Consider the following 25,023-nt stretch of genomic DNA (forward strand, 5'->3'; position numbering starts at 1 on the left):
GCATTCAATTACGGATTTGTCAAAATCCCCGGTCTGGGTGCGGATGGTTGTTCACGATGTTCCCCATCAACGGCCTCCATTCCAATCAACTTCCTGAAAGTTTGGCCGTCCATGCTTTCGCGCTTCAGCAACTCCCGTGTCACCAACTCAAGTTGATCTCTGTGTTCATTAATAATTTGCTTGGCTTCTGTATAGGCACAATCAAGGAGTTGCTTCACTTCCCTATCGATTTCCTCGGCAGTCTTTTCACTACAGTCCAGTTGAAAGCTGCCATCACCACTATTCAAATAAAAAGGCCCATGCCTCTGTGCGGAACGTGCCAGCCCCAGTCGTTCATTCATTCCAAAAAGGCAGATCATTTGCCGGGCCATGGCCGTGACCCGTTCCAAATCGTTTTCTGCTCCCGTAGTGACTTCACCGAATACCACCTGTTCTGCCGCACGACCGCCCAATGCACCTCGTATGCGATCAATCAACTCCGAGCGAGTCATCAGGTACTGATCTTCCTCGGGAAGTTGCAAGGTATAACCCAAAGCAGCGCGCCCCCGTGGAATAATACTGATCTTGTGCACCGGATCAGCATGTTTGCTGTAAGCAGCAACCAGGGCATGGCCGGTTTCGTGGTAGGCCACCCGTCGTTTGATTTCCTCAGTCATCCTCCGGCTCTTGCGCTCCGGGCCTGCCACGACTTTTTCCACCGCTTCTTCCAAATCACGCTCTTCAATTCTGCGCGCATTTCGTCGGGCTGCCAAAAGCGCTGCCTCATTAACGGCATTGGCGAGGTCAGCACCGGAAAATCCAGGTGTTGACTTGGCAATCCTCCGCAGTTGCACATCGTCCGCCAGTGGGACCAGGCGCGTGTGCACCCGAAGAATAGCCTCTCTCCCCTCAATATCCGGTGCATCCACTATTACCTGCCGATCAAAGCGGCCCGGACGCAACAGCGCGCGATCAAGCACCTCAGGACGGTTCGTTGCGGCCAGCAGAATGACGCCGGTATTTGGCGCAAAGCCATCCATTTCCACCAGCAATGCATTCAACGTCTGTTCGCGTTCGTCGTTTACCGGTCCCACGTGTACACCACGTTCGCGTCCAATGGCATCCAACTCATCAATAAAGACAATGCACGGTGCCTGTGCCTTTGCCTGGACAAATAAGTCTCGCACCCGCGCAGCACCCACCCCCACGAACATCTCCACGAAGTCACTGCCGCTGATGGAAAAGAAAGGAACCTGGGCTTCACCTGCAACCGCCTTCGCCAACAATGTCTTGCCAGTTCCGGGAGGGCCTACCAACAAAACGCCCTTGGGAATTTTGGCTCCCAATGACTTGTAACGGTTCGGATTCTTTAGAAAATCCACCACTTCCTGCAGTTCATACTTTGCTTCATCGCATCCGGCAACGTCGTTGAACGTAACCCCCGTCTCCTTCTCAGCAACCAACCTGGCGCGACTCTTCCCGAAACTCAGAATGGATTGTCCAGCCCCTCCCGACCCCATCCGGCGGCTGATGAAAGACCAAATGACCACCATCAACCCAAGCGGTAAAATCCATGCAAGTAAAACCTGCGAAAGTATTCCAGGTCGTACTCCGGTAAAATTAACCTTGGCCGCCTCCAGTTCCTCAACCAGTTTGGGATCTTCCACCCGGATGGTTCTAAAATTGAATGGCTTATCGAGGCCCGCAGTCGCGTTTGTTTGATTTTGATTACTCTTTGGGACAGCAGTGGCTTTCGGCTGAATTCTGCCTTCAATGCTATCGGTTTTAACAACCGCTTCGGTTATGGCTCCAGACCGTAAATAATTTTTAAAATCGCTATACGAAATATTTTTGACAGATAAACCGGAAATAGTTCCCTGCCACATCCAAATAAAAAGGAACATCAATGGAAGATACCAAATAATTGCGGTCCATGCATTTCGAGGACTCTTGGGGTTTCCCTTCGGCAAAGGTGGTTTGTCGGGTTTCATGCCTTGAAATTGTTTGCATCTGCTTCCATGCTACTGCGAACAACCGTTTTAGCTGTTCTCTTTAACATAGTTCCCCGCTCGGAGATTTCAAACTCCAGTCCGCAGTTCCAGAAATTCCCCAATGAATCCGCACATCATCGCCAACCGCATTTGGCATGTGTTAACCACAGGTTTGACACCTTCCCACGTTTATTGTCTGATGCCGCTTCGTTTGGACAACTGAACTTATGATTCCTGATCATTACATGAAGCGTACGTCTTGGCGGCTTTGGCGTTTTTTGTCCATTATTTGCTTTTTTCTCTCAAATACCTGCTTCTGCCAGGCAAAGGTCATCCCTTGGCCTGTGATTGCAAAGTGGGGTGTTTTTGAGAAGGAATTCAGGAGTTCGGTTACCTATGCCAATCCTTTGCAGGACATCACGCTAAGCGTTGAATTTACCTCTCCGCAGGGTGAAAAAATTAAAACGTATGGTTTCTGGGATGGAGCACGTATCTGGAAGTTCCGCTTCTCTCCCGATCAAGCGGGCAAATGGACATATCAAACCTCTTGTTCCGATGCCGCCAATACCAACTTGAATAAGGTAATAGGCGAATTCCTCTGCGTTAAGACCACCCGCAAATCACGCTTTGATCTTCATGGGCCCATCCAATTGTCACACGATCAGGTTTGTCTCGAACACCAGGATCATACTCCGTTTCTGTGGTTGGCAGATATCGCCTGGAGCGGCGCACTGCTTTCGAAATCTACCGAGTGGGAAACGTACGCCGGACAACGGGCAAAACAGAGCTTCACGGCCGTTCAGTGGGTGGCTGCTCCCGGTAGGAATTCCAGAAATCAAAGCGTTTTCGAAAGCACCTCTACAACCCTCACCATCAACCTCAACCTCTTTCAGCAGCTCGATTCAAGGATCGAAACCCTCAACCGCGCAGGTCTGTTGAGCGCAATTCTTCCGCTGCGAGATTTAGAGGCGCAAGCCCCTGGCTTGGAAACCATTCCCGAGGAACAAGCGGTTCAGCTTCTCCGTTACATGGTCGCCCGCTGGGGAGCTTACAATGTGGCATGGATAATCATGTGCGAGGGCGATAATCTGAGCACTCAAGTGGCACGTTGGAAACGCGTCGGACGAAGTGTGTTCGCGAATCAGCACCACGCGCCGGTAATTTTGCACCCCGGAACAACTTACTGGGTGTTGGATGAATTCCGTGCTGAACCCTGGGTTGATGTTTTAAGTTACCAAAGTGGGCAGGAAGCGGACGACAACGCTCTGCAATGGCTTCTTGCTGGTCCATTGGCGATAGACTGGCAACGGGTTCCCTTGAAACCGTTCATTAATCTGGCCCCTTATTACGAGAACTCGTCTGCCCCAGCCTCTGTTACACAGACCTCCATGGTCCGCCGCCTCATTTATTGGAGCCTGCTCAATGCACCCACTGCCGGGGTCAGCTACGGTGCTGACGGAGTTTGGAATTGGCAAAAGGAGGCTGCAAATAAAAGACCAAACTCAAACGCTGGGTCTCCTGTCTGGCAAAAGAACCTCACAATGCCTGTTGCGGAACAAATGAAAATAGTTGGGCAAATTTTTAACTCCATCGAGTTCTGGCGGCTAAGACCCGCACCCGGGATGCTCGTCGTGCAACCGGGTGATGAACATCCGGCCCGACACATATCCGCTACGCAAAGCTCCCTCAAGGATTTATCGGTGATCTATATTCCGGAAGAACGCTCAGTCGATTTGAAAGCAACCACGATTCCAACCCCATTGAAAGCCACCTGGATTAATGCACGAACTGGCGATCGCATGGATGCTGTCGGATACGTAGCCGGACCAATCTGCCGGTTCATTACTCCTCAGCCCGGCGACTGGCTTTTGCTAATCCAACCAGATCCTTTACCATCAGCACATTGATAGCGATGACGGTGACGGCTTGTTTGAAATACCGTCATCTATTCCTTCCAGGAATTACCCGGAACAATCTTGCCTAAAACAACCGACCGTTTGGCTCCAGTAGCAGACGGTACGTTCGAAGGCCGATGGTTTAAGGTTTCATGCGCCAGGATGGCGAAGGCCAGCGCTTCCTTGGCTGCACTCGAATTGCCCAAATCGTCCTGCGTCAGAACAGTTACCGGAGAAATCAATTCCGCCAACATGTTTTGAAGTGTGGGATTTTTAGCTCCTCCCCCACCCAGGATGACTTGCATATCTTTAATCAGTTTGGCGGAAATCTTCGGGAAAATGAACTTTTGATAAGCTTGTGCTATACTGGCGGCAGTAAACATCGTGGCGGTGGCAATGATGTCTTCATCTTTCAGGCGCAGCTCGCGCGCCGCATTCAAAAGCGATTGCACAAAAGGCGCGCCAAACTCTTCACGACCGGTGGTTTTAGGTGGTTTGCGAGCGAGAAATGGATGGCGCAGTAATCGACTTAACAGTTTTTCAGAAACTTTTCCGCGAGCAGCCCAGGAGCCTCCACGATCATAGGTAAACCGCCCGGAACTCAAAGCCATTACTACAGCATCCATCACCATGTTACCAGGCCCCGTGTCGAAGGCTTGGACTTGATCCAATCTGGCATTGGGAGGCAGGTAGGTGAGATTCCCAATTCCTCCAATATTCTGCAAAATTCGCGGATGTTTTTTATCGGCATGAATTGCCCAATCGACATATGGAACCAATGGCGCCCCCTGTCCTCCGGCAGCCATATCGCGAACACGAAAATCAGCGACGGTAGTGATGCCAGTTCTTTCAGCGATGACTGCAGGCTCGGCAATTTGCAAGGTGGAGGGAGTTTTGGCACGCGGCAAATGATGGACAGTCTGACCATGAGACCCAATTGCGGCAATTTCCCCGGGTTTCAAGCCAGCTTTTTGAATCACTGCCAAAGCTGCGCGAGCGAAGTGTTCACCGAGTAGAAAATTTAGCTCACAGATTTCTGCGACCGTTCCATGCAGGCAGGCACATAGAATCCGTTCACGCAGTGCTTTGGGCCAGGGATACTGTACATGCGCCATCAATTGCGCCTTAAGTCCGCGCGCTGTGCCCGAAACACTTGCAACCACAGCATCAATCCCGTCAGTCGATGTGCCCGACATTAACCCGATGAAATGGCGAGCATTTCGTCGGCGCTGAATTCTTTTGCGCATGCCCTAAACTAGCGAACCGGCAAACCACGGACAAGAGATACCTTGGCTGACATTCCACCAGAAAAGAAGAGGACTTCCATCAAGCCGTTCTCTCAATCGTGAAGCCGATTTTCACTGTGACCTGCCAATGGTTTATTTTGTTATCTTCGATCTGGCCACGTGTTTCAACCACCTCGAACCAACGCATGTTTCGCACACTCTGCCCGGCAACTGTCACAGCATTGTTAACCGCATCCTCCAGGCTTGTGGAAGATGATCCGACAATTTCAATTTTCTTGTAAACATGGTCTGTCATGACATTCCTTTCCAAACATTGGACTCGTATCGGCTGGTGGTCAGCACTAATGCAGGTTCTGAATAAAGCGATCGGCCTCAGCTATGGAGGCGTTCATATCCGCCAGTAATTTGGTGATATCAGCCTGAATGTTGGCAGACTCACCCTGCAAAGATCCGATTGCTGCCGCATTCAGGTTGTGTTTGAGATACAATACTTGATCGTGAAATTGCGTTAAAACCGGATCCATGCTTCGTTCCGCCCGCTTTAATGCTTCATGCAGATCATCGTATCTCGCCCGTGTTTCTCGTAATTTGTCCCGACTGCCTTGCTGAAGGGTAGGAGAGGAGATTTGGTGAATTTCCTTTTCCCATTCTGTGAAGAGGTCCCCGGCGACCGTTTCCATCTGTTTGATCCGGTCATGAACCGCATTAGCACGCTCCACAGAACGCTCATAATCTCGATTCAGCACATTGTAGGTTTTTTCAAGATTGCCCCCCTGGTAGCCATACAATTCCTTCAGATGCGTCAAGGCGTTGGTGAACTGCTGACTGGCCGCCTTCTGGTCGTCGCGCGCTTCCAGCACCTTCTTTTTCAAAATGTCTCGTTTATAAACCCCGAAGGTTTCCATGGTTGAATAGTACGCACCGCGACAACCGCAAATGAGGAGCATGGAAAAGAGAATCCCCAGCCAAAGGCGATGCTTCATATTGCCCGCAAAGTAGCTCGGACTAACGCACAATGCAACCGACACAACAAAACCTTAAGAGTCTAACTGCCAGCGGGTAGGGACTTTCTCGCACGGGAAATTCGGCGCGATACGAAAGGGCTGGCATCGAGGTAGAATCGCCATGGCTTATCTGCTGCTTTGGTAATTCCTATTCGTGTGGTTGTCACGATTGGTCCCCGGTCATTTATGTACGCTTTCCGATCCGGATTTCGGGCGATGAATAGAGGAGACTCCGAATGGCATAAATCCGTTCCGTCCAGGTTGCGATCTATTTGCAAAGCCGTGCATAACTTGGCGGGTCCATTGGTCAAATGTTTACGATCTGCCACCGGGCGCTGTTGATGCATGAAATCCTCCCCAATTTCCGGCTCCAGAGCACGAATCAGCACTGCCTCCCCTACGCCTGGAGGCTGGCACACGGCATTGAAGCAGCAATGGTAGCCATAAATAAGATAGACGTAACCATGGCCTGGCGGCCCCCACATCGCTTTGTTGCGCTCCGTCTTTCCACCAAAAGCGTGACAGGCGGGATCATCGGTCAGGTAGGCTTCCACCTCCACAATTGGTCCTCCACACGGCCCGTGTGGGGTATTCCGAATGAGCCAGTGGCCCAGAAGTGCCGGTGCTACTTCATCTGCTGCCGGTTGATAAAAGGATCGAGGTAACGGCACAAATTTGCTCATGAGCTAAACAAGTTTAAATCGCTTTTCATTTAACTGTCGAGTTCCGCCATCCCCATCCCCCATGGCTGCGCCACTTTAAATTCCCTCCTATTTGAAGCATATTGTCGTTGCAATGATTTCTCCCTCAAAAGAGATTTGGACAATCGGCCATTCAACTCGAAGTCTGGCGGAATTTACCGCCCTCCTCAAACAAAACCAAATTGAATCATTGGCTGATATAAGGCGCTTTCCGGGCTCAAGGCGATATCCACAATTTGGGAGAGACCAGCTTGCTATGGGACTACAAAACGAAGGTATCGCTTATGAGCATTTTGAAAAACTTGGTGGTCGTCGTGCCCCAGTGCCCGACTCTCCAAATACCGCCTGGCGCAACACAGGGTTTCGCGGTTATGCGGATTACATGGTGACGGCGGCTTTCGATGAGGGAATTCGGCGCCTTATCATTTTGGCCGCGGCCAAACGCACTGTGATCATGTGCGCAGAAGCTGTATGGTGGCAATGTCACCGCTCCCTCATTGCCGACTACCTCAAAGCTTCAGGAATGGCTGTGTGGCACATCATTGGTGCTTCCAAAGTAGAATTGCATCCATACACGTCTCCAGCGCACCTTATTGATGGTCGTCTTTCCTACCGAAAGGAAGATTTCCAGCGGGAACTCCCATTGCTATGATTGGCTGCACCTTTCTCCCTTTCCAAACGTTTTTCAAGCATGGCCAAAACAGCGGCTTCCTGCGGACTCAATTCCTGTAGAGATTCGGAGAGGACCTTTCCTGCTTGTTGAGTCAATGTTTCCACCAGCGCGGCATCCATGTACAATTCCAGAATTGCAGGATGCACATAACATTTTCGGCAAATCGTCGGAGTATTCCCAAGGCGTTGAGAAACTGATTTAATGGCCTGTATAACGTTCTTTTTCGCCTCCACCTCGCTATCGCACTTTTTAAATTCCTGAAGCGCTTGAGCAGCCAGGATTGTCCCAGCCCAGGTGCGAAAGCATTTCGCGGTAAAGTCCTCACCAGTAATTTCCTTTAAATATGTGTTAACATCATCCGAATCGACCTGCTTTCTTTGACCGTCATCGTCAATGTATTGAAAAAGTTCCTGTCCGGGCAGGTCCTGCACTCCTTTGACGATTTTCGCCAATTTTCGATCGTGAATGTCAATCTCATGATTCTTGCCACTCTTGCCTTTAAAATGAAAATGAAGCTTTGATCCGGAAATATCCACATGCCGATCTTTCAAGGTAGTCAGCCCATAAGAACGATTCTCCTTCGCATACTCCTCGTTGCCTACGCGAATCAGGGTAACTTCCAAAAGCTTTACCACGGTGGCCAGCACCTTAGCCCGAGGAAATCCCGACAGCGCAAGATCCGCATCCACTCGCTGCCGAATTTGGGGCAAAGCTTTTGCAAAAGCTATCATTTGGGCATATTTGTTTTGATCGCGGATTTCCCGCCACTTCGGATGATAACGATGCTGTTTTCGCTTGCGCGCGTCACGTCCGGTAGCCTGCAGGTGGCCATTCGCGTAAGGACAGATCCAAACCTCGGTCCAAGCCGGTGGGATTGCCAGGGAATTGATCCGGTCCAAGGTTTTTTCATCCGTCACTCGTTTGCCTTCCGCATCGATGAAACGAAAATCATCGCCCGCTTTCTCTCTCGAAATCCCCGACGTATCATCAGTTACATACCGCAATCGAACAATTTTAGCGGATTCAACGGGATCCGGCATTGTAAGCAAAGCTCTATCAGACATATTGTGCGGTTCGGGATTTGGGAACTGTATCCCGGCCCTGCGCTGGTTGTCGCAAGGGGTAAGATTCGCTCCACCGCTAGTTTCAGACTGGTCACGATGTTGTCCGGTGATACCGCAGGAAAACGCCTTCGGATCTCCTGAGCATCCTGTTTTTCGTTCCACAAACCAACTATGATCCTACTCTCGGGCAGGTCGGTCGCCAAACGCTTCAGAAGATGCCGGGCATGAAGCGACCGAGAGGGAGCGACGGCGGAGATACAGACAACATTCGCCTTTTCATTCTTAATTAAGTCCGCCTTTTCTGAAATGAAGGCGGAAGCTGGGACCACCTTCACCGGAATGCCCCGCTCATCCAACAACTGAGACAACATTGTGGCTGCAATTTCATCCGCTTCGTTTCGCGCAGGCACACATAGAACTGGAAAGGCATTAATGACAGTTTCCGCGCCATGGTGATCTGCCGGCAGTGCGGAGCCACACGCATGCTCGCTTTCAAATCGTTCCTTGACCTCCTGGCTGTAATCGGCCAGGTCATCCACCAGGAACCGGACCGTCTGCACGATTTGTCTATGCTTAAGATCGTCCAGGGCTCCACGCTGGCGGTCTGCTTCAGCCAATGTTAAAGCGGGTATTACCATGTCATCATAAAGTTCAGCCAGCGATTTTTCCTTAAGATACTGCTCGCTGATTTCCGCAGCCTCCTCTTGATCCATGGCCAATAGGCGCTGATAAAACCTTGCAGGCGGGCTGAGAACGGGTTCATCACCCAAAAGGATATTTATGAAGCTCAGAGCTGGAATGTACCTTCCCATCGTGACCAGACAGACAGTCAGGGGTGTGGAAAGAAGCAATCCAACGGGCCCCCATAACCAGGTCCAGAACACCGCGGCGAAAAGCACCGCCAATGGCGTTATACCGGTGGATGTCCCGTACAGCCATGGTTCCAAAAGATTCGCGACCGTAAGCTCCAATGCTCCGAATAGCCCGATTGTGAGCAGCGGTTTGGTCCAACCGGGATCCACAGCCAGCCCAAGAGCGAAAGGCATTGTCACAGCGACCCAAATCCCCGCGTAGGGAATATAACGAAAAATTCCGGCCAGCAGTCCCCACAACAATGCGTTCGGAATTCCAATGAAATACAATCCTATCCCGGCCAAAATCCCATAAGTGGCGTTCACCATCAATTGCACACGGAGGTAACGGCTGACTCTCTGTCCGGCATCATCCAACAACTGCGTGGTTGTGTTCAATTTTCCGGTGCCAATCATTCGGATGAGTCGATCCCGCATGTCCTCCCGCTCCATCAGCATGAAGATCACAAAAAACACCACTACAAAAGCGTTGATGGCAATGCCCAAAAGTGAACCCATTATTTTTTGGATTACTTCCACCGGCGACAGTGTTCCCCCCTTGATCTCCACGGGAACAGGCTTTTGCGTGCCCGCTGGTTGGGGTTGCTGTGGCTGGATTCCGGGAGGCGGCGTTATGTCCTTCTGAAATTCAGCGATCGTCCGATTTATTCGACTGAACTTTCCCTCTTGTCCAATGTGAAAAGATAAGAGTTTTTTATGGATGTTCTCCTGGTATTGCGGCAGTTTGCGAATGACATCGGCCGTTTGAAAAAACATCAACGCGCCTATCGCTCCAACCAGGGAGAAGGATAACACAACAACCACCAACACCGAATGGAGGCGGCCAAAGTGCCAGCGCCGAAGATGGATAACAAGGGGACCAAGGAGAAAACTAAACAGCAATGCCAGGGCAAGGGGAACGAACACTTTCCGGGCGAAATAAAGTGCAGCGACCACAATGACCACGGCCAACATGGCCGCGCTTCCTGAAGAAGAAGAAGAAGAAGAAGAGGAGCGATTGGTCATTGGCGCTGGCTATTGGGTGCTTACTGCAACGCGAGTCATACGGATTCCACGGGCATTAGGATTGTAAACTGCAAATCAATCTAAGCTGATTCCAAGCCTTTACCAATGGGCTGAATACCTAAGACACCGGCGAAGCGCGGTGTGAGGCTCATGAGTCTGATGGGATACAATTACGCGCTCCGTTTCCGATCATTTTGAAGGACGTTTTATAAGGATGTGGCAAGCCATTAGCCCACTAGGCCATCAGGTCTTCCTGTATGGAAAGCCGGTCGTTCTTTGCCCTCACCTGTCGCACCCGTCTTTCGTGAGCAGCATGGTCGAGAAGTCGGCTAACCTCTCCATCTGGAATTTGAATAAAGTCCGAATACCAGGCCCCAACTGCATAAAAGGGTTCAGGAGTTAGCGCACAAATAACCGTATCAGCTTCGTTTCTCAGTTGGATACAGGTATCTGCCGAACCAATTGGCACTGCAATGTTAACAGATTTGGGTCCCCGCTTGCGAACGGCATGCACTGCCGCCCGCATGCTCGCGCCAGTAGCCAGACCATCATCAACCAGGATTACTGTGCGTCCCTCAATGGGGATGGCCTCACGGTTGCCGCGATAGATAAGCTCCCTGCGCTCCAACTCCTGCAATTTTTCCTGGGCCATCGCTTCGATCATGCGCTCGGAAATCCCCAGACGTTGAATGACTTCATCGTTAAGAACACGCACGCCGCCGGAAGCGACTGCACCCATGGCCAGTTCTTCATATCCAGGCACACCCATTTTCCGGACGAGAAAAACATCCATTGGGGCATTTAATAACCGAGCCACTTCGTAGGCAACCGGAACCCCGCCACGTGGTAGTGCCAAAACCAATACTGAGGGATCATCATTAAATTGCGTGAGTTTGGCTGCCAAAAATTGGCCGGCTTCATACCGATCCTGGAATTGGGCGGTTACAGTCATAAGGGATGGTGTTCGAGTGGATGCAGATGATTTACAAACCATTCTGAAGCAAGGCGGGATACTCGTTCCAATGCCCCGGTTTCTGTAAATAAGTGGGTGGCACCGGGTATGAGTTTCAAAATCTTTTCGCACTGAAGCCGTGCGTATGCCTCTTCGTTTAAGGTGATTACTGGCTGGTCATTACCCCCGACAATGAGCAGTGTTGCTGCAGTTACCTTTTCGAGAGCGCTCCCGGCAAGGTCGGGTCGCCCTCCCCTGGACACGATGGAGTTGATCTTGTCTCCGAGTTCAGCCCCTGCCACCAATGCCGCCGCCGCCCCGGTACTGGAGCCGAAGTAACCAATACTTAAATGTCGGGCAAACTCCTGCTCAAGAACCCAGTGTGTTGCCTCGGCCAGTCGGCTAGCCAGAAGATCAATATCAAACCGCAGATGCCGGGTATATGCCTCAAGTTCCTCCTCTTGCGCAGTGAGCAGGTCAAAAAGTAATGTCCCAATTCCCGCCTCGTTAAGAACCCGGGCCACGTAATGATTCCGGGGACTATGCCTGCTGCTGCCACTGCCGTGCGCGAACACCACAAGTCCCCTCGGCTCAGGCGGTATGGCCACTTCGCCTTCCAGTTGGACCGGTCCAACTGGAATAATTACCTGATTCGTTTGCATCTTGAACCTCCAGCTTTACATCCATCAATTAAATCTCGTTTCCATGTTCAGCAATTGCAGGCAAATCCCCATTTTTGCCTGATAAATACCCGTTGTACCAACATTTTTACTCTCGCCTATTTTCCGGGTGGTGCAACTGCGGCCGATGACAATTTCCATTTTTGAAGGTTACCAGGATCAATTGTCGATCTGCTTTTTTTGCTGGCTGATAGTTAATGGGATAGTAGCTTTCTTAAGGGTGAACTATGGAAAAGATTTTTGCATTGAATGAAGCGGAACTGGAAGAAACCTTCAGCCGTTCATCCGGCCCGGGTGGACAGAACGTGAACAAGGTGGCAACCCGTGTGACCTTGCGTCATCTCCCTACAAACGTAACGGTATCTGTCCAGGACTCGCGTTCCCAGTTCATGAACCGCCAACTCGCTCGCGAACGGCTGTTATTGGCACTACAGAACAGGCACCAGGAAGCAAAGGATGCTGAAAAGCATCGGCGGGCAAAATTACGCCGCCAGCAAGCCAGGCGGCCAACCGGGTTGAAGGAAAGAATCCTCGAATCTAAACACCGTCGCTCCAAAGTGAAACGCGATCGCAAATGGTCTTCTGATTAGATTTCCTAACCTAACCTTCTTTAGATTTCCTCTGCTGCTTGGAACCAACCCTCTTCTGAAGCTGATCTTATAGTTCTTCATCGCAGATTGCGTGGCACGGAAAATGGTTTAGTTCTCTCAAAATCCAACGTGTGGCGAGTGAGAGGGTATAGGGCTCGCAATCAGGAACGATGTTCCCCGCACGAGAAGGAAGGAAACATATGAAAATTAGCCCCGAACCACTTCATCCCTTGCGTAGCTGGCGCGAACTCTGGCAGCCAGAACCCATGTCCTTTATCCATGGAATCCCGGGAGCAAGCCTCGGCTCAAACCCTCATCTGCAAACAGCAAAAGCGCTCTGCTTTTCACTGGATAAGCCATTTGTTCACTCGCAACGTGCAACGCTGAACGAGCAGCTCTCATTCAAGCATTGGCGAGGCAGCCATTCAGCCTATGGGGCTTGTTTCCTGTAAGCTGCTGATGTTGATAAAGTTGTCAATGTATAATAAAAACTGCCTATCAAGGTTCGACAACTGTCCAAGATTGAGCCAATCGTCCTAAGTCACCATACCTCTAAGGCTTGCCCTAGTTTAAATTCTCTCCCAGGTAGCCATTGCCCAGCCGCAATTTTCGTTTCAGTCAGCACTTTTTCAACCATTTCCGTTCGACGCTTCGTAAGCTATTTGTGTCCAAGGCCACGACAGTCAATAATGTTTTGAACTGAACTGCTTTCTGAGTTTTTCTCCCACTTTATTTGGAACCCGCCATCAAAGCAGTCAGAGCGCATGGTTCCACCAGAGATTCGCCGACTGAACTGCCGGCTGGTTTGATCAAAAGGCCGCCAGGAATCAGGCATGCAGCATCACGGCACCGCAAAGAAAAACATTGAGGATTGTTACACATTGGGAGGATGTCAGGAATTTGTCCGCTCGGCTCATCGGTGCCTAAGGCTTGATAAATACCCCCACGAGATCCCCATGATCAAGCCGACGGCATGTGCTGTGTTCGCAATGTTTCCTATCATGCCACTAAGACAAAGGAAAAACCAAATAATCATCATAACCACCGTAGAGTTATGTAGGTACAGGCCTGAGCCCGGATCACGTTTACCTCGGATCCAAATATACCCCATTAAGCCATAAACAACGCCGGACATTCCTCCAAAGTCTGGACTGCTAGCGAGATACTGGCCAAGGTTTGAACCAGCGGCGAACACGACGATCAGAATCGCAAGGGTCAGACTGCTTTGCCGCCCTTCAATCATACTGCCAAGATCACGCAACCAAAGCATGTTGAAGAAAATATGAAGGAACCCGAAATGTATTAGCATGGGAGTGATTAGCCGCCACACCTCCCCATGTCGAATCTCTGGTAACCCCGCCTGCCAATGTATATAACCGCCAACTATTTCAAAGCGGGTAATAAACAGATCCATGATTGCCTGCTTGTTATCACCGCCTTTTGAAAAGATAAAAACAACCACGCTGGCGCAGATCAAAATAAACGTTAACGGTCCAAACCCGTAGGTGGTCAATGGCCGGAACAAATGCCTGCGCTCCTTCAATCTCTTTTCGTACGCGATCTGTTCCTTGCGCTTTTGCTCCCTTCGGTCTTCAGCTGCTGCGGCCGTGGCGCGAAATCTGGGCTCCTCTGGATTTTGCATGTACTGGACCAGGAGCGACTTTGCTTTGTCCAAATGCTCTTCGTTATGAATCCACACTGCCCACGAATCGTCCTTTTCCACTTCCACCTGATTATCTATCCCCAACGCGTACAGGTAGTCGCCAAAGGTCCGAGCCCTCGCTTCCCCTTCCAAATTCCCAATCATTCGCATAGCAGTAGGAGACTACTCTCAAAAATCAGAGCGTAAATAGGAAATCAGATCAAAGGTTAAATAGCCGGGCGATGAAATGGAAAAATAAACCCAGGTGCATTGCGCTTCACACTCTTAATGTTATCTTCGTCCTTGATGCACGCACCGAGGTTTCACCGTGATTACGGAGAGATTCAGACCATCGGCAGGTCCACGGGGACAACCTCGACATTTCGTCATCAGGGAGAAATCTCCAGATTATTCCGTCTCCCGCTTGTGTTTTACCTGCTTCTCTGGTTTAGTTCTGCCGACACTGGGTGATAGAGCATAAATATGGATGGCGAAACAAAGTCGACAGGGGTGCTTCATTGGTTAAAGGTCATTGTAGTTGGGCGCAATCCCAAGCGAACTGCCATTCGTCTTGCCATTCTAATCATCGGCAGTTTTATTATTTTTGGCTACGTCCTCTTTCCTGTTCGCATCTCCGGTATCAGCATGAACCCGACCTACGAGAATGGTAAGGTCAATTTCATCAATCGACTGGCTTATGTCTGGAGGGAACCTCGTCGCGGAGATATCGTCGGCATTCGCTATTCCGGAAAGCACCTGATGCTGATGAAACGGATCGTGGCACTGCCGGGAGAAACGGTTTCCTTTTCCAGAGGAGTTTTGCAGATCAATGGTCAGCCCATGCCGGAGTCGTATGTAAAACTGCGCAGCAAACTTTGGGACAGTGAAGGAGATCCCGAGTCTTGCAAAGTTACCACCTTGAAGGAGGACGAATATTACGTGGTGGGAGATAATCGGGAAATGGCTCCAAGGGACCATGACCATGGCATCGCTGAACGGAATCGTATCGTCGGAAAAGCGCTATTATGAAGATTGTTGTTCGTCTGGTTTTGTTGGTGGTTTTGGCTGCTTTGGGCTATTGGATTTACACTGTTCTTTTTCCACCAACAGAAGTTGTCATTCGCAAACGTCTCAACAAGATTGCAGAACTCGCTTCGTTTTCCTCCGGCCAGGGTAACATCATAAAAGTCGCCAATCTTGAGCGCCTTGGGACCTACTTTAAAGATAATGTCGAAGTGGTCGTGGATGTTCCCGGTTTTGGCCCCCATACTTTTAACCAAAAAGCCGAGTTGATGCAGGCTGCCGGAGCGGCCCGCTCAACCGTGCCAAGTCTAAACGCAAAGTTCATTGATATTAATGTGGACGTGGGCTCCGCAAAACATCTGGCGACCGCCGATCTGACGCTGGAAGCCAGCGTTGGCGGCCAAAAGGACGCCATCGTGCAGGAGCTGAAGTTCACCTTGGAGAATGTGAACGGCACCTGGCTGGTTGCGCGCATCGAAACTGTGAAGACCCTCAAATAGGAGCCTCTCTGCAAACGACCACCGAAGCCGCAGTCGAGCACCTCATGAAGGTGGATAAAACCCTCGCTGCCTTGATAAATCGCGTTGGCCCTTGTGCCTGGAAACCCACCAAACGACGAACTCCATTCGAAGCTCTGGTGCAGTCAGTGGCTTATCAACAGCTTAATGGTCTCGCAGCGGCAACCATTTTCGGCCGGTTCAAAGCACTCTATCCCAAAACTCGCTTTCCCACTCCGCAGGCCATCCTGGAAACCCCGGATGAACGGCTTCGCACCGCTGGGCTCTCACGCGCAAAGGTCGCCGCCATCAAGGACATTGCCGCCAAAACAGTCGAAGGCATCGTTCCCAACTCGCGCTCCATAGCTCGTTTGGACAATTCAACAATTATCTCCCAGCTTACGACCATTCGCGGCATCGGCACTTGGACCGTTGAAATGCTTCTCATTTTCAAATTGGGCCGACTCGATGTTTTACCAACGACGGACTATGCAGTGCGCAAGGGCTTCGCTGTCACCTACGGATGGAACGACCTGCCCAAACCCGCTGAACTCCTTAAACACGGTGAGATTTGGCGTCCTTATCGCACCGTTGCTTCATGGTATCTCTGGCGCTCCCTGGATATTCAGGTAACGCTGTAATCCCAAAATTCTTACCGCACCTCATCTTCGCTTCGCCCGGCGAGAAGAATAGCTCAATTTAAATTGCGGTCTCTCAAGCCGTTGAATCTGCGGCTTTGGTCTTTCGTACTTCGGCACTTCCTTTCTCGGCAGCTCCTTGCGCTCCGGACCTGCCAATCGAAAATCCACCTGCTTCTTAAATTTATCCACCTTGTGGATTTGCACCTCAACCTTGTCCCCAAGCTTAAACACCCTGCGACTGCGTCGCCCAATGAGCTGGTTACGATTTGAATCGAATTGGAAAAAGTCATCTGGAAGTGTGGAAAGCGGAACCACCCCGCTCATTCCCAAACCTGGCACATCCACAAAAAAACCAAAGTTTCTGACATCGGTCACCAATCCGGGATAACGCTGAGGCCGTCCCGAGTCGAGCTGACTTTGCAAATAGGCAAACAACTTCACATCCTTGCTGTCACGCTCCGCATCCGCTGAATTTCGCTCGGTATCAGAAATGTGTTCCGCCACGTTCCTGAGCGATTCGGCCGCCACTTTCTCTCTTCCCTTTTGGAAAAGCGAACGATGCACCACCAGATCCGCATAGCGCCGAATGGGTGATGTAAAATGCGTATACTTCGCTTTTGCCAAACCATAATGCCCCAGCGGCTCGACTGCATATCTCGCCCTCATCAATGATTTCAAAAAGCCAATCTTCAAGGCTGGCCCTATCGGCAGGGAATTGAGTTTCTGCAGCAGCTTTTGGACTTCATGCCGGTTGGTGAGATTGCCACACTGAATCTGGTGGCTCAGAACGTCCTCTCGAAATTCCTGCAAACGCTTGTCATCTGGTGGCTCATGAATGCGATAAACCGTTTGACGATCCAACGCCATCAGCTTGCCCGCCACGGCTTCATTCGCCAGCAACATGTACTCTTCAATGAGCTGATGGGAAATATCATTTTCCACCCTGTCAATGCGCAGGATCTTGCCCTGTTCATCCAGGCGAATTTTACTCTCGGGAAAATCGAGGTCCAGCGAACCCGCCTGCATACGTGCTCGTCGGAGCCGCTGCGCCATCGTATTCGCGTGGTGTAACATTTCCTCAATCGGTCCGGCGGGTTTGCGTTGCAACGCCTCCAGCACCTCCTCGTAAGTGAAACGCCGTTTCGAATGAATGACGGCAGGATAGAATCGGGACCTGATTACCTTGCCCTCAGCCGAAAGCAAAAATTCGACGCACTTCGTCAATCGCTCCACACCGGGCTTCAACGAACAGAGCTCGTTGCTCAAAGCCTCTGGCAACATCGGAATCACCCGGTCCACCAGGTACGTCGAGTTGCCACGTTTCTGGGCCTCCTCGTCCAAGGCACTCCCAACCTTCACATAATGGGAGACATCGGCAATGTGTACCCACAGCTTCCAATGCCCATTTGGCGCGGCCTCCAAACAAATTGCATCATCGAAATCTTTTGCATCGACCGGGTCGATGGTGACTACCGTATGCGCCCTGCAGTCTTCGCGTCCCGCAATATCGCGTTCGTCGATTTGATTTCCAATGGCATGCGCTTCTTGCAACACGGTCTTCGGAAAATGCAACGGCAGGTTGTACTGCCGCAATACCGAGAGCATGTCCACGCCTTCTTCATCCGGGGCTCCCAGCACCTCGATGATCTCCCCCTCGGGATTGAGCTCGCGCGACTCCCACAGCTTCAGTTCCACAACCACTTTGTCACCCAGATTTGGCCGACGTCCGACATCGCGAGGTTCGGTCACATAAATATCATGCGGAATCCGGGGATCGTCCGGGATGACATAAAGAAACCGATTGCTGCTTTGAAAGGTGCCGACGAGTTGCGTCCGCTCACGTTCCAGAATCCGAATCACTTTCCCTGTTTCTTCTTCTTGAAATATCCTGCTCCGCCCGCGGTATCGCACATCGCGACGCACTAAAACCCGATCGTTATTAAATGCCGTGCCGGTCGCATGTTCAGGTACAACAATCGTCGGCAATTTCGGATCATCCGCCTCTAAAAATCCTTTGCCCTGGCGATTGATTCGGATGCGTCCCGGAATTAAATCCGCCTCTTGAGGTAAAATAAATCGGTTCCCTTTGATACGTGCAATGCGCCCTTCGCGTTCCAATCGCGCAAGTCGCTTCTCCACCTCAGGCTTGTCGTTGGGGGCCAGCTTCAACCGCCGCATTAGCTGAGAAATATTGATCGGAGTGTAATCCGGCTGTCCGAACAATTTTAAAATCTTATCTTCCATGGTCTGATTCCAGCTTATCAGGTGACTTGCCGATGGCTACCTTATTTCTAATCATTCCAGCCATGTGTGGGTCCTGCTCTTGCAGCATGCAGAAGTTCATTTCCCATCCTGCCTGTGCACAATCTCGTAAAAACTTCCGGCCCTCGCCACTTCCTTGCCAAACGCCGTGCTCATATAATCCTCCTGTGGAATGATCCCCACCCTCCCCCAAATCCAACCGGTCCGCATCCCAACACGTTCCAATGGTCACATCATTTGTGAATTGTTGATTGGTGTGCCAGATGCATGCGTATTCCAACAACGCGAACGCTGCATCATCCAACTCATACTTCTCGCCTCGCAATGCTTTCGCAAAGGCAGACCCTCTCGCCCCGTGCCCAGGATCGTCATCGTCATTTACCCGTTTCGAATCATGAAACACGGCAAACAATTTCACGACCTCCACATTCGCCCCGGTTTTCTCGGCGAGAACCAGCCCATTCTTCTCCACCCGTTTCCAATGGCCCAAACCGTGCACCATCGAACTCGCCGCCACGGTCTGTTCAACAACGTGTTCCCACAATTCAATTAAATCATTTGATCCCATATCAAGTCCGCCCTGCTAATGTTTCGGAAAGGCAACTTCGAAACCTTCCTTCCTCAATCGTTCATGCAGCGTCTGAATATGCTTTGCATCGCGCGTTTCCACCACACACCGCACCACCACCGTGCTAATATCACCTGATGCGAACGCCCGGTCATGCTCAATATCCACAACGTTCGCGCCCTCTCCGGCAACCAACGCCGCAAACTGCGCCAACCCGCCCGGCCGATCGCTGATCGTCGCAGTGAACTGACACAACCTCCCGTCGGACGCCAATCCTCGCTCCAATACTCGTCCCAAAATCGTCGTGTCGATATTCCCGCCGCATAAAGGCAACACCACTTTCTTCCCTTTCAGTTCGGGCACCAAACCGGCCAGACACGCCGCCAGCGGAGCTGCCCCTGCCCCTTCCACGACCGCCTTTTCCAGCTCCACCAAACGCAGTACCGCGCGTGCGATATCCGCTTCCTTCACCACCACCACGTCATCCACGAACTTGCGCGCAATCTGGAACGAATTCTCTCCCACTTTCGATACTGCCAATCCATCCGCCAGAGTCGGTCGGACTTTGGTCAACACCGGCTTCCCCTCCTTTAACGCCGACATGTAAGCTAATGCATGATCGGCCTCGACCCCAATCACCCGCACCTCCGGCTTCCTCGATTTGATCGCCATCGCCACACCCGCAATCAAACCCGCCCCGCCAATCGGCACGATGATCGCATCCAAATCCGGCACCTGCTCCAGCACCTCCAGGCCCAGCGTCCCCTGCCCGGCAATCACCGCCCGGTCGTTAAAACCATGAATCAACGTCAACCCCTCTTGTTTCCCCAACTCCGTCGCCTCCTGACGCGCCTCCTCATAATTATTCCCATGCAAAATGACATGGGCCCCCATCTGCTGACAATTCACCACCTTCGTCAATGGCGCCGTCTGCGGCATCACCACCGTCACTGGTATCCCTTGCAGCATCGCATGATATGTCACCCCCAGCGCATGATTCCCCGCCGACGCCGCAATCACTCCCCGCTGCTTCTGCTCCGGGCTCAGCAACAAAAGCGCATTGCACGCCCCCCGCTCCTTGAAACTCCCCGTCCTCTGCAAATATTCCAGTTTGCAATAAACCGACATGCCAGCGGCTTGCGAAAGCGCTCCCGATGGTGGACACGGGGTAAAAACCACCCTCCCCTTGATCCGTTCCGCCGCCGCCGTGATATCCGCAAACTCAACACCCATTCCATACTTTCCATCCGCTGCGCGCCCTCTGTCAACCGCCGCGCTTTCATCTCCGCTTCCCAAAAATTCCGTTTTCATAAAATATCTATATCCCGTTAACTGCTGTTAGCTTGGGTTTACTAAGGTTAACTCAGGCTGGAGACTGCTCCACTTCGTAACTTCCATAACCACCCTGCACCGTGGAATCTCTTCCGCACCCCCAGAAGGGACCATTTTTCAGATGAAATCTCTTTTCCATTTTGTCTCCTAACTCATGGCTCATGAATTTCGGACTTCTCCCAGATTTTTTTAACCTTCCGATACCTTCCGATACCTTCCGATACCTTCCGATACCTTCCGATACCGACCGAACTGCACGACCCACAGCTCGCATAAAAACATCAGCTCGACAGCCTGTGAGCCAATCCACATTGTCTTGCTCGATAGTTTTTTTATGACTTTGATTCATTATGCCTCATTTCGAAAGAGCTTATAAAAACCCCAAACTCTGTCAATAAACAAATGCCATACACGAGTATAAATAACACATCAACGAATGCGGATGCAACGTTGCCTGACCTGACTGCCAAGCCGAACGCAATTTGGAATCCCACTCGTTGGTTTTGTCTAGCCTCCCATTAAGAACCCGCTATAAATCTCGCGTGCTGAAAAAGCTGATAATCATTGCCTGTGTCCTGCTTTCATTGGTTACCGGGAGTCGTGTTGTGGCCAACACTCCGCCCCCGCCCAAAAGAACCCGAATATCAGGGCAAAAAACTGCGAGCCTGGCTCGTTGATTACCAAAAGCAGTTTGATGAACACGGACTCTATCCTGAACACCCCGCCACGTCGACGCCGTCTCAGGACGCGATCCGAAAAATCGGGATAAACGCCATTCCTTACCTTCTTATGATGGCCGAAAGTCATGAAAACCGCATGAAGGCCATTCTCAAGCAAAAGATCTGTGAAACAATGCATGCTTCCAGCATGCCGTCGCCTGCCGAATTGGAGACTCAAATGCAGGCCGCTGACGGCTTTGAAGCTCTTGGCACCGCAGCAAAACCTGCGGTGCCTGCCTTGATTCAACTACTGGGAAATGGCAACGCGGATGTCCGATTCTCCGCTGCCTTGTCACTCAGCATGATTGGCCCTGCCGCGAAGGAAGCCGTCCCCGCTCTGCTCAAAAACATCAATGATCCATACCTGGACGTTCAGACACACTCGGCAGTGGCGTTGGGAGAGATTCATGCCGCCGCCTCCACTGCCGTGCCGGCGTTGACCAACTTGTTGGCGGTAAATAGCAGGCTCTGTGAATGCCACATCATCCGTGCTCTCGGCAATTTCGGAGCAGAGGCAAAAGCAGCCGTGCCAATCCTCACCCCCTACTTGAACGGGCCAAATTCCCTCAACCGGGAATACGCAACCAACGCCCTGAAACAAATCGACCCCGCAGCCGCCGCCAAGGCCGGAGTGAAATGAATAGCAGATGCCGCAACATCGTTCTTTATTGAAATACCCAGTCTCATTAAATCGTGAATAAAGGTAGGAATCTAATACCTACTAATTTTCAGGGCTGACGCATCAGAGGTTCTTATAATTTGAGGTTCTATCATTAACTCCGTGGCTTCAGCCCGGTGTTGCAAGGAACAGCGGGACTTGGAGCTGTTTCAACGTACCCGCCTCATGGACAATGGCTGGTGTTCGGGGCTGGATTATGAGATATGGCGCGTGAACAACTGAGTCCTGACGCTCTCGCCAGCAGCCAAACCAATCCCATCAATGTTTGACCTTCTTCCCCTCCATGTCCGGATACTCTTTCATCCGGGAGATTACCTCCGTGGCTTCTCCTTTGTCATTCTTAATGAAGGTCAATTGCGCACCATTGATCACGAAGAAATTCGTTTCCGATTCGGGATAAATCTCAAACACACCTTGAAAGATGCGCTTGCCAAGAGTTTGCCCCATTAACTGCTCTCCCTGTCGCCAAACCTTGAACTTGATTGGTTCCCAGTGGAGATTATTAGGCGCAAATTCGTACTCGCCGACGCATGCATCATACAATTTTGCATTGAGTTTGATGGCGGCACGCGCCGGGGATGGTTCGGGGGCCTTGATTCTTGGCGGCCGCCCCCATTGAAAGAGGGCGCAGCCCACGATGACGGCCAGGGCGACGTCGCCATCGAATCGTGATCCGTGACGCGCAGTAATCCGGCCCAGGAGTGTTCCTATGAGCAAAGCCGGTATGAAGACCACGCTTATAACCAGCGTGAAAACCGGCATGTGGGACATAAGAATGGAACGAATAGCTGGGATCGCAATCACGCAAAACCAGAGCGCAACGGCCAGCATGGTAACACCCCACCATGGAACTCGCAGCCTGCCGAGACCCAGTAACACCAGAAAGGTGATAACAATCGCCGCGCCTTGCGCGGGGAAATATCGCAGATGCGGCATCACATCACGCCACATTCCGGTGGTGAGGACAAAAGCGATGATGAAAATAGTCGCAACAAACAATCCACGCCCCCATGCCCAGGGTGGCGGGAACCTGGGCAAACAAAACGCCAGGCCGAGCACGCCCAGCATGGCGAGCACCACGCCAATGAGTCGCCAGCGCCAGCAAGTTGCAGCTGCGGGCGGCGGCTTGCCAACAGCAGTACATGCGACTTGGACGGCTGCATTAACGAGCAGACGATCCCAGGCCTCCAGCGCGTGTTCGGACCAGGGAGAGATCACGCAGCGCGCATCCGTCCGCGCCTTGAGCATCGACGGCTTGAAGATTTCCTCCTTCGCGCCCGCCAGAAGCAGCAGTGGCGGGCCGTGTTCCCCCAGGATGGGGAGGGAACCCAAGGCAATGAAAAGCTTTGGTTTCAGGCCGCCTTCGCGCACGGCCTCGCCTCCCGTGAAGCCACCCATCGAATGGCCGATGAAAACATCCACCGGCCCGACCGCATGTGCGACCGCCTCCAACGTCTGCACGGCCCCCATAAAGGAATACGATTGCGGCGACGCTCCGTGTCCGGGCTGTTCCACGGAATAGCACTCAAATCCGGCAGCGGCCAGCGCCTCACCATAGCAAACGAGGTTTTCTTTCGAGCCGCCGTAGCCGTGGGCGAGCAACGCAACGGGGTGTGGTCCCGGACCCGCTGGCAGGAATTGAAGTGCCGGAGTGTCCCCGGCGAGGGTCACGGTCTGGACACGGACACCGGACTCGACCAGACGTGAGCACGCCAGACCTGCGACCAGGCAGGCGCAGGTCACCATGAAAATGCACCAGTTAGCGCGTGAGCTCATGACGTTCGGCAGACGGTACCATTCGATCCCGTTCAGGCGAAGCGAAATATGCTTGAGCGACTACTTGCTCCCTCGCTCCAGCTTTGGCCCAAGCTCGCGGCGTGAACTGTGGGCTGCTGTGACCATGTCTGGCCAACGGGTAGAAGCCGTGGTGTTAACGAGAAAAGCGCCTATTTTAGATGTGTCAGCCCTATGGTAATTATTAGAAGTCAGCTTCTCAAATGCCTGGTTACAGCTTAGAACGGGCCGTTCGGCACCGTAAAGAAGTCCAAGCTATTGGATTGAGTCTGGCTGGCGTTGGTGACGACGCGGACATAGGTCTCAGGATCGATTTGCTGGAGGTCCTGTTCAACATGCCGACGGAAATCGGTCTGCCACAGGAGATGCGTTATGTTGGTCCGGCCTGATCCTATTAGGGTCACGTTGGTCCGGCCTGATCCTGTTAGGGTCACCTTCGCGCTTTTGAGGGCTTCCAGTAACGCGGGGACGGCTGGCTTGGCGTCTCCTCGAAACTTTCCAAGTGCAATCGCCGCAAACAACTGATCCTCCTGAGATGGATTGCTCAGCGCCCGTATCAATACCGGAACGACTTTATCCGGCTCGGCATGAATCTGGCCGAGAGCCCAAATGGCGTCGCTGTGATCCGATACATTGGTGCTCGTTGCTATCCGCAGAAGCAAAGGAACAGCCTCCTTCGCTTCCGGGCCAATGACTGCCAATGTCCTTGTGGTGTAAATTTTGGAACTCCCAGAGACATTTTGGTCCAGGAGTTTGATCAGTTTGGGAACGGCGCAGGCGGCGTCGGGACCGAGAGCCTGAAAACCCATGAACGCCTGTTCATTGAAGACGGATGGGTTCGTGTAACGAAACCCGAGGATACGGTGGCTTGAGGCCCAGGTGAGCAATTTGATTTTGAGCGGAGCATCGTACGCGTGAAGCATTCCCAAAAGTGTGGGGATGGCGTTGGTTCCGATTTGCCGCACGGCTGCATCTGCCTCTTGCCTCGCCTGGCGCGTGCCAGCGTAATTTTGCAACCAAACACGAAGACGTTTTCCCTGATAAACTGGCTCTGCTGGCGTACGTACCACCAGCCACGCAACGCCTACGATCACGGCAACGCCCAGCGTCGCCAGCAGGGTGCAGAACCTTTTCCTCATAAATGGATTTTGACAGGGTTCATGTCAAAAAACGAGAATTTTCCAAACACTCACCGGGGAGTAAATGAAACGAG

At 51.8% G+C, this 25,023-nt stretch carries 23 protein-coding genes; 8 read left to right on the forward strand and 15 right to left on the reverse strand.

Features of this window, described 5'->3' with window-relative positions; genetic code table 11:
* Positions 1–8: 8 nt before the first annotated feature.
* Entirely contained in the window at positions 9–1,970 is a 1,962-nt protein-coding gene (gene ftsH / locus CFLAV_RS10715; RefSeq protein ID WP_007414730.1) for an ATP-dependent zinc metalloprotease FtsH, read from the reverse strand.
* Positions 1,971–2,215: 245 nt separating this feature from the next.
* Between ftsH and CFLAV_RS10720 the strand changes: the two genes are divergently transcribed.
* Positions 2,216–3,877: a glycoside hydrolase family 140 protein gene (locus tag CFLAV_RS10720; RefSeq protein WP_160164552.1), complete on the forward strand. Its 1,662-nt coding sequence runs from the start codon at positions 2,216–2,218 to the stop codon at positions 3,875–3,877.
* A gap of 38 nt (positions 3,878–3,915) precedes the next feature.
* Here the strand turns inward: CFLAV_RS10720 and CFLAV_RS10725 are convergent, their stop codons facing one another.
* From CFLAV_RS10725 to CFLAV_RS10740, 4 genes are all read right to left on the reverse strand, one after another.
* Positions 3,916–5,112, reverse strand: a complete 1,197-nt coding sequence (locus CFLAV_RS10725) for an anhydro-N-acetylmuramic acid kinase (RefSeq protein ID WP_040547998.1) — start codon at positions 5,110–5,112, stop codon at positions 3,916–3,918.
* Positions 5,113–5,191: 79 nt separating this feature from the next.
* Entirely contained in the window at positions 5,192–5,407 is a 216-nt protein-coding gene (locus tag CFLAV_RS10730) for a dodecin (RefSeq protein WP_007414733.1), read from the reverse strand.
* A gap of 46 nt (positions 5,408–5,453) precedes the next feature.
* The gene (locus CFLAV_RS10735) at positions 5,454–6,095 is read right to left on the reverse strand and encodes a DUF2959 domain-containing protein (RefSeq protein WP_007414734.1); all 642 of its coding nucleotides are present in this window, start codon (positions 6,093–6,095) and stop codon (positions 5,454–5,456) included.
* A gap of 62 nt (positions 6,096–6,157) precedes the next feature.
* Positions 6,158–6,799 carry a DNA-3-methyladenine glycosylase gene (locus CFLAV_RS10740; RefSeq protein WP_007414735.1) on the reverse strand — a complete coding sequence of 214 codons (642 nt, stop codon included), beginning with the start codon at positions 6,797–6,799 and terminating at the stop codon, positions 6,158–6,160.
* A 91-nt stretch (positions 6,800–6,890) separates the two neighbouring features.
* Here CFLAV_RS10740 and CFLAV_RS10745 point away from each other — a divergent pair, with 91 nt between their 5' ends.
* Complete coding sequence (locus CFLAV_RS10745) at positions 6,891–7,469, forward strand: DUF488 family protein (RefSeq protein ID WP_202796879.1); 579 nt, start codon at positions 6,891–6,893, stop codon at positions 7,467–7,469.
* On the opposite strand, the gene CFLAV_RS10750 is transcribed toward CFLAV_RS10745, so the two are convergent.
* The 4 genes from CFLAV_RS10750 to CFLAV_RS10765 form a co-directional block, all read right to left on the reverse strand.
* A complete protein-coding gene (locus CFLAV_RS10750) occupies positions 7,427–8,530 on the reverse strand; it encodes a DNA topoisomerase IB (protein WP_007414737.1) in 1,104 nt (367 codons plus the stop codon). The genes CFLAV_RS10745 and CFLAV_RS10750 overlap by 43 nt on opposite strands.
* Positions 8,482–10,431, reverse strand: coding sequence for an AI-2E family transporter (locus CFLAV_RS10755; RefSeq protein WP_083808855.1), 1,950 nt, complete (start codon positions 10,429–10,431; stop codon positions 8,482–8,484). The genes CFLAV_RS10750 and CFLAV_RS10755 overlap by 49 nt, the downstream gene beginning before the upstream one ends.
* Positions 10,432–10,666: 235 nt before the next feature.
* On the reverse strand, positions 10,667–11,383 hold the full coding sequence (locus CFLAV_RS10760) for a phosphoribosyltransferase (RefSeq protein WP_007414739.1): 717 nt from the start codon (positions 11,381–11,383) through the stop codon (positions 10,667–10,669).
* Complete coding sequence (locus CFLAV_RS10765; protein WP_007414740.1) at positions 11,380–12,045, reverse strand: dienelactone hydrolase family protein; 666 nt, start codon at positions 12,043–12,045, stop codon at positions 11,380–11,382. The genes CFLAV_RS10760 and CFLAV_RS10765 overlap by 4 nt, the downstream gene beginning before the upstream one ends.
* A gap of 245 nt (positions 12,046–12,290) precedes the next feature.
* On the opposite strand from CFLAV_RS10765, the gene CFLAV_RS10770 reads away from it, so the two are divergent.
* Together CFLAV_RS10770 and CFLAV_RS10775 are read left to right on the forward strand one after the other, a co-directional pair.
* Positions 12,291–12,653, forward strand: coding sequence for a peptide chain release factor family protein (locus CFLAV_RS10770; protein WP_007414742.1), 363 nt, complete (start codon positions 12,291–12,293; stop codon positions 12,651–12,653).
* Between the two features lie 200 nt (positions 12,654–12,853).
* Positions 12,854–13,105, forward strand: a complete 252-nt coding sequence (locus CFLAV_RS10775; protein ID WP_007414743.1) for a hypothetical protein — start codon at positions 12,854–12,856, stop codon at positions 13,103–13,105.
* Between the two features lie 461 nt (positions 13,106–13,566).
* Here the strand turns inward: CFLAV_RS10775 and CFLAV_RS10780 are convergent, their stop codons facing one another.
* Positions 13,567–14,460, reverse strand: coding sequence for a rhomboid family intramembrane serine protease (locus tag CFLAV_RS10780; RefSeq protein ID WP_050785698.1), 894 nt, complete (start codon positions 14,458–14,460; stop codon positions 13,567–13,569).
* A 318-nt stretch (positions 14,461–14,778) separates the two neighbouring features.
* Here CFLAV_RS10780 and lepB point away from each other — a divergent pair, with 318 nt between their 5' ends.
* Genes lepB through CFLAV_RS10795 form a run of 3 tightly spaced genes read left to right on the forward strand, consistent with a single transcriptional unit; the run spans position 14,779 to position 16,456 of the window.
* Positions 14,779–15,324 (forward strand): signal peptidase I, encoded by a 546-nt coding sequence (gene lepB, locus CFLAV_RS10785; RefSeq protein WP_007414745.1) that lies wholly within the window; start codon positions 14,779–14,781, stop codon positions 15,322–15,324.
* Positions 15,321–15,818 carry a hypothetical protein gene (locus tag CFLAV_RS10790; RefSeq protein ID WP_007414746.1) on the forward strand — a complete coding sequence of 166 codons (498 nt, stop codon included), beginning with the start codon at positions 15,321–15,323 and terminating at the stop codon, positions 15,816–15,818. The genes lepB and CFLAV_RS10790 overlap by 4 nt, the downstream gene beginning before the upstream one ends.
* A 44-nt stretch (positions 15,819–15,862) precedes the next feature.
* Positions 15,863–16,456 (forward strand): DNA-3-methyladenine glycosylase family protein, encoded by a 594-nt coding sequence (locus tag CFLAV_RS10795; protein WP_007414747.1) that lies wholly within the window; start codon positions 15,863–15,865, stop codon positions 16,454–16,456.
* A gap of 21 nt (positions 16,457–16,477) precedes the next feature.
* Here CFLAV_RS10795 and rnr read toward each other — a convergent pair whose 3' ends face one another.
* From rnr to ilvA, 3 genes are read right to left on the reverse strand one after another with little or no spacing between them, the layout of a single operon-like run.
* Positions 16,478–18,700, reverse strand: coding sequence for a ribonuclease R (rnr, locus tag CFLAV_RS10800; RefSeq protein ID WP_007414748.1), 2,223 nt, complete (start codon positions 18,698–18,700; stop codon positions 16,478–16,480).
* Complete coding sequence (locus tag CFLAV_RS10805) at positions 18,690–19,286, reverse strand: HD domain-containing protein (RefSeq protein ID WP_007414749.1); 597 nt, start codon at positions 19,284–19,286, stop codon at positions 18,690–18,692. Before CFLAV_RS10805 ends, rnr begins: the two co-directional genes overlap by 11 nt.
* Before the next feature lie 15 nt (positions 19,287–19,301).
* Positions 19,302–20,597 (reverse strand): threonine ammonia-lyase, encoded by a 1,296-nt coding sequence (gene ilvA, locus CFLAV_RS10810; protein ID WP_007414750.1) that lies wholly within the window; start codon positions 20,595–20,597, stop codon positions 19,302–19,304.
* A gap of 621 nt (positions 20,598–21,218) precedes the next feature.
* Here ilvA and CFLAV_RS10820 point away from each other — a divergent pair.
* On the forward strand, positions 21,219–21,977 hold the full coding sequence (locus tag CFLAV_RS10820; RefSeq protein ID WP_007414752.1) for a HEAT repeat domain-containing protein: 759 nt from the start codon (positions 21,219–21,221) through the stop codon (positions 21,975–21,977).
* A 297-nt stretch (positions 21,978–22,274) separates the two neighbouring features.
* On the opposite strand, the gene CFLAV_RS10825 is transcribed toward CFLAV_RS10820, so the two are convergent.
* A complete protein-coding gene (locus CFLAV_RS10825; RefSeq protein WP_007414753.1) occupies positions 22,275–23,792 on the reverse strand; it encodes an alpha/beta fold hydrolase in 1,518 nt (505 codons plus the stop codon).
* A gap of 236 nt (positions 23,793–24,028) precedes the next feature.
* Entirely contained in the window at positions 24,029–24,949 is a 921-nt protein-coding gene (locus CFLAV_RS10830) for a HEAT repeat domain-containing protein (protein WP_007414754.1), read from the reverse strand.
* Positions 24,950–25,023: the final 74 nt, after the last annotated feature.

Origin of the sequence: Pedosphaera parvula Ellin514 (assembly GCF_000172555.1) — a bacterium.
In the GTDB taxonomy this organism is placed as follows: domain Bacteria; phylum Verrucomicrobiota; class Verrucomicrobiia; order Limisphaerales; family Pedosphaeraceae; genus Pedosphaera.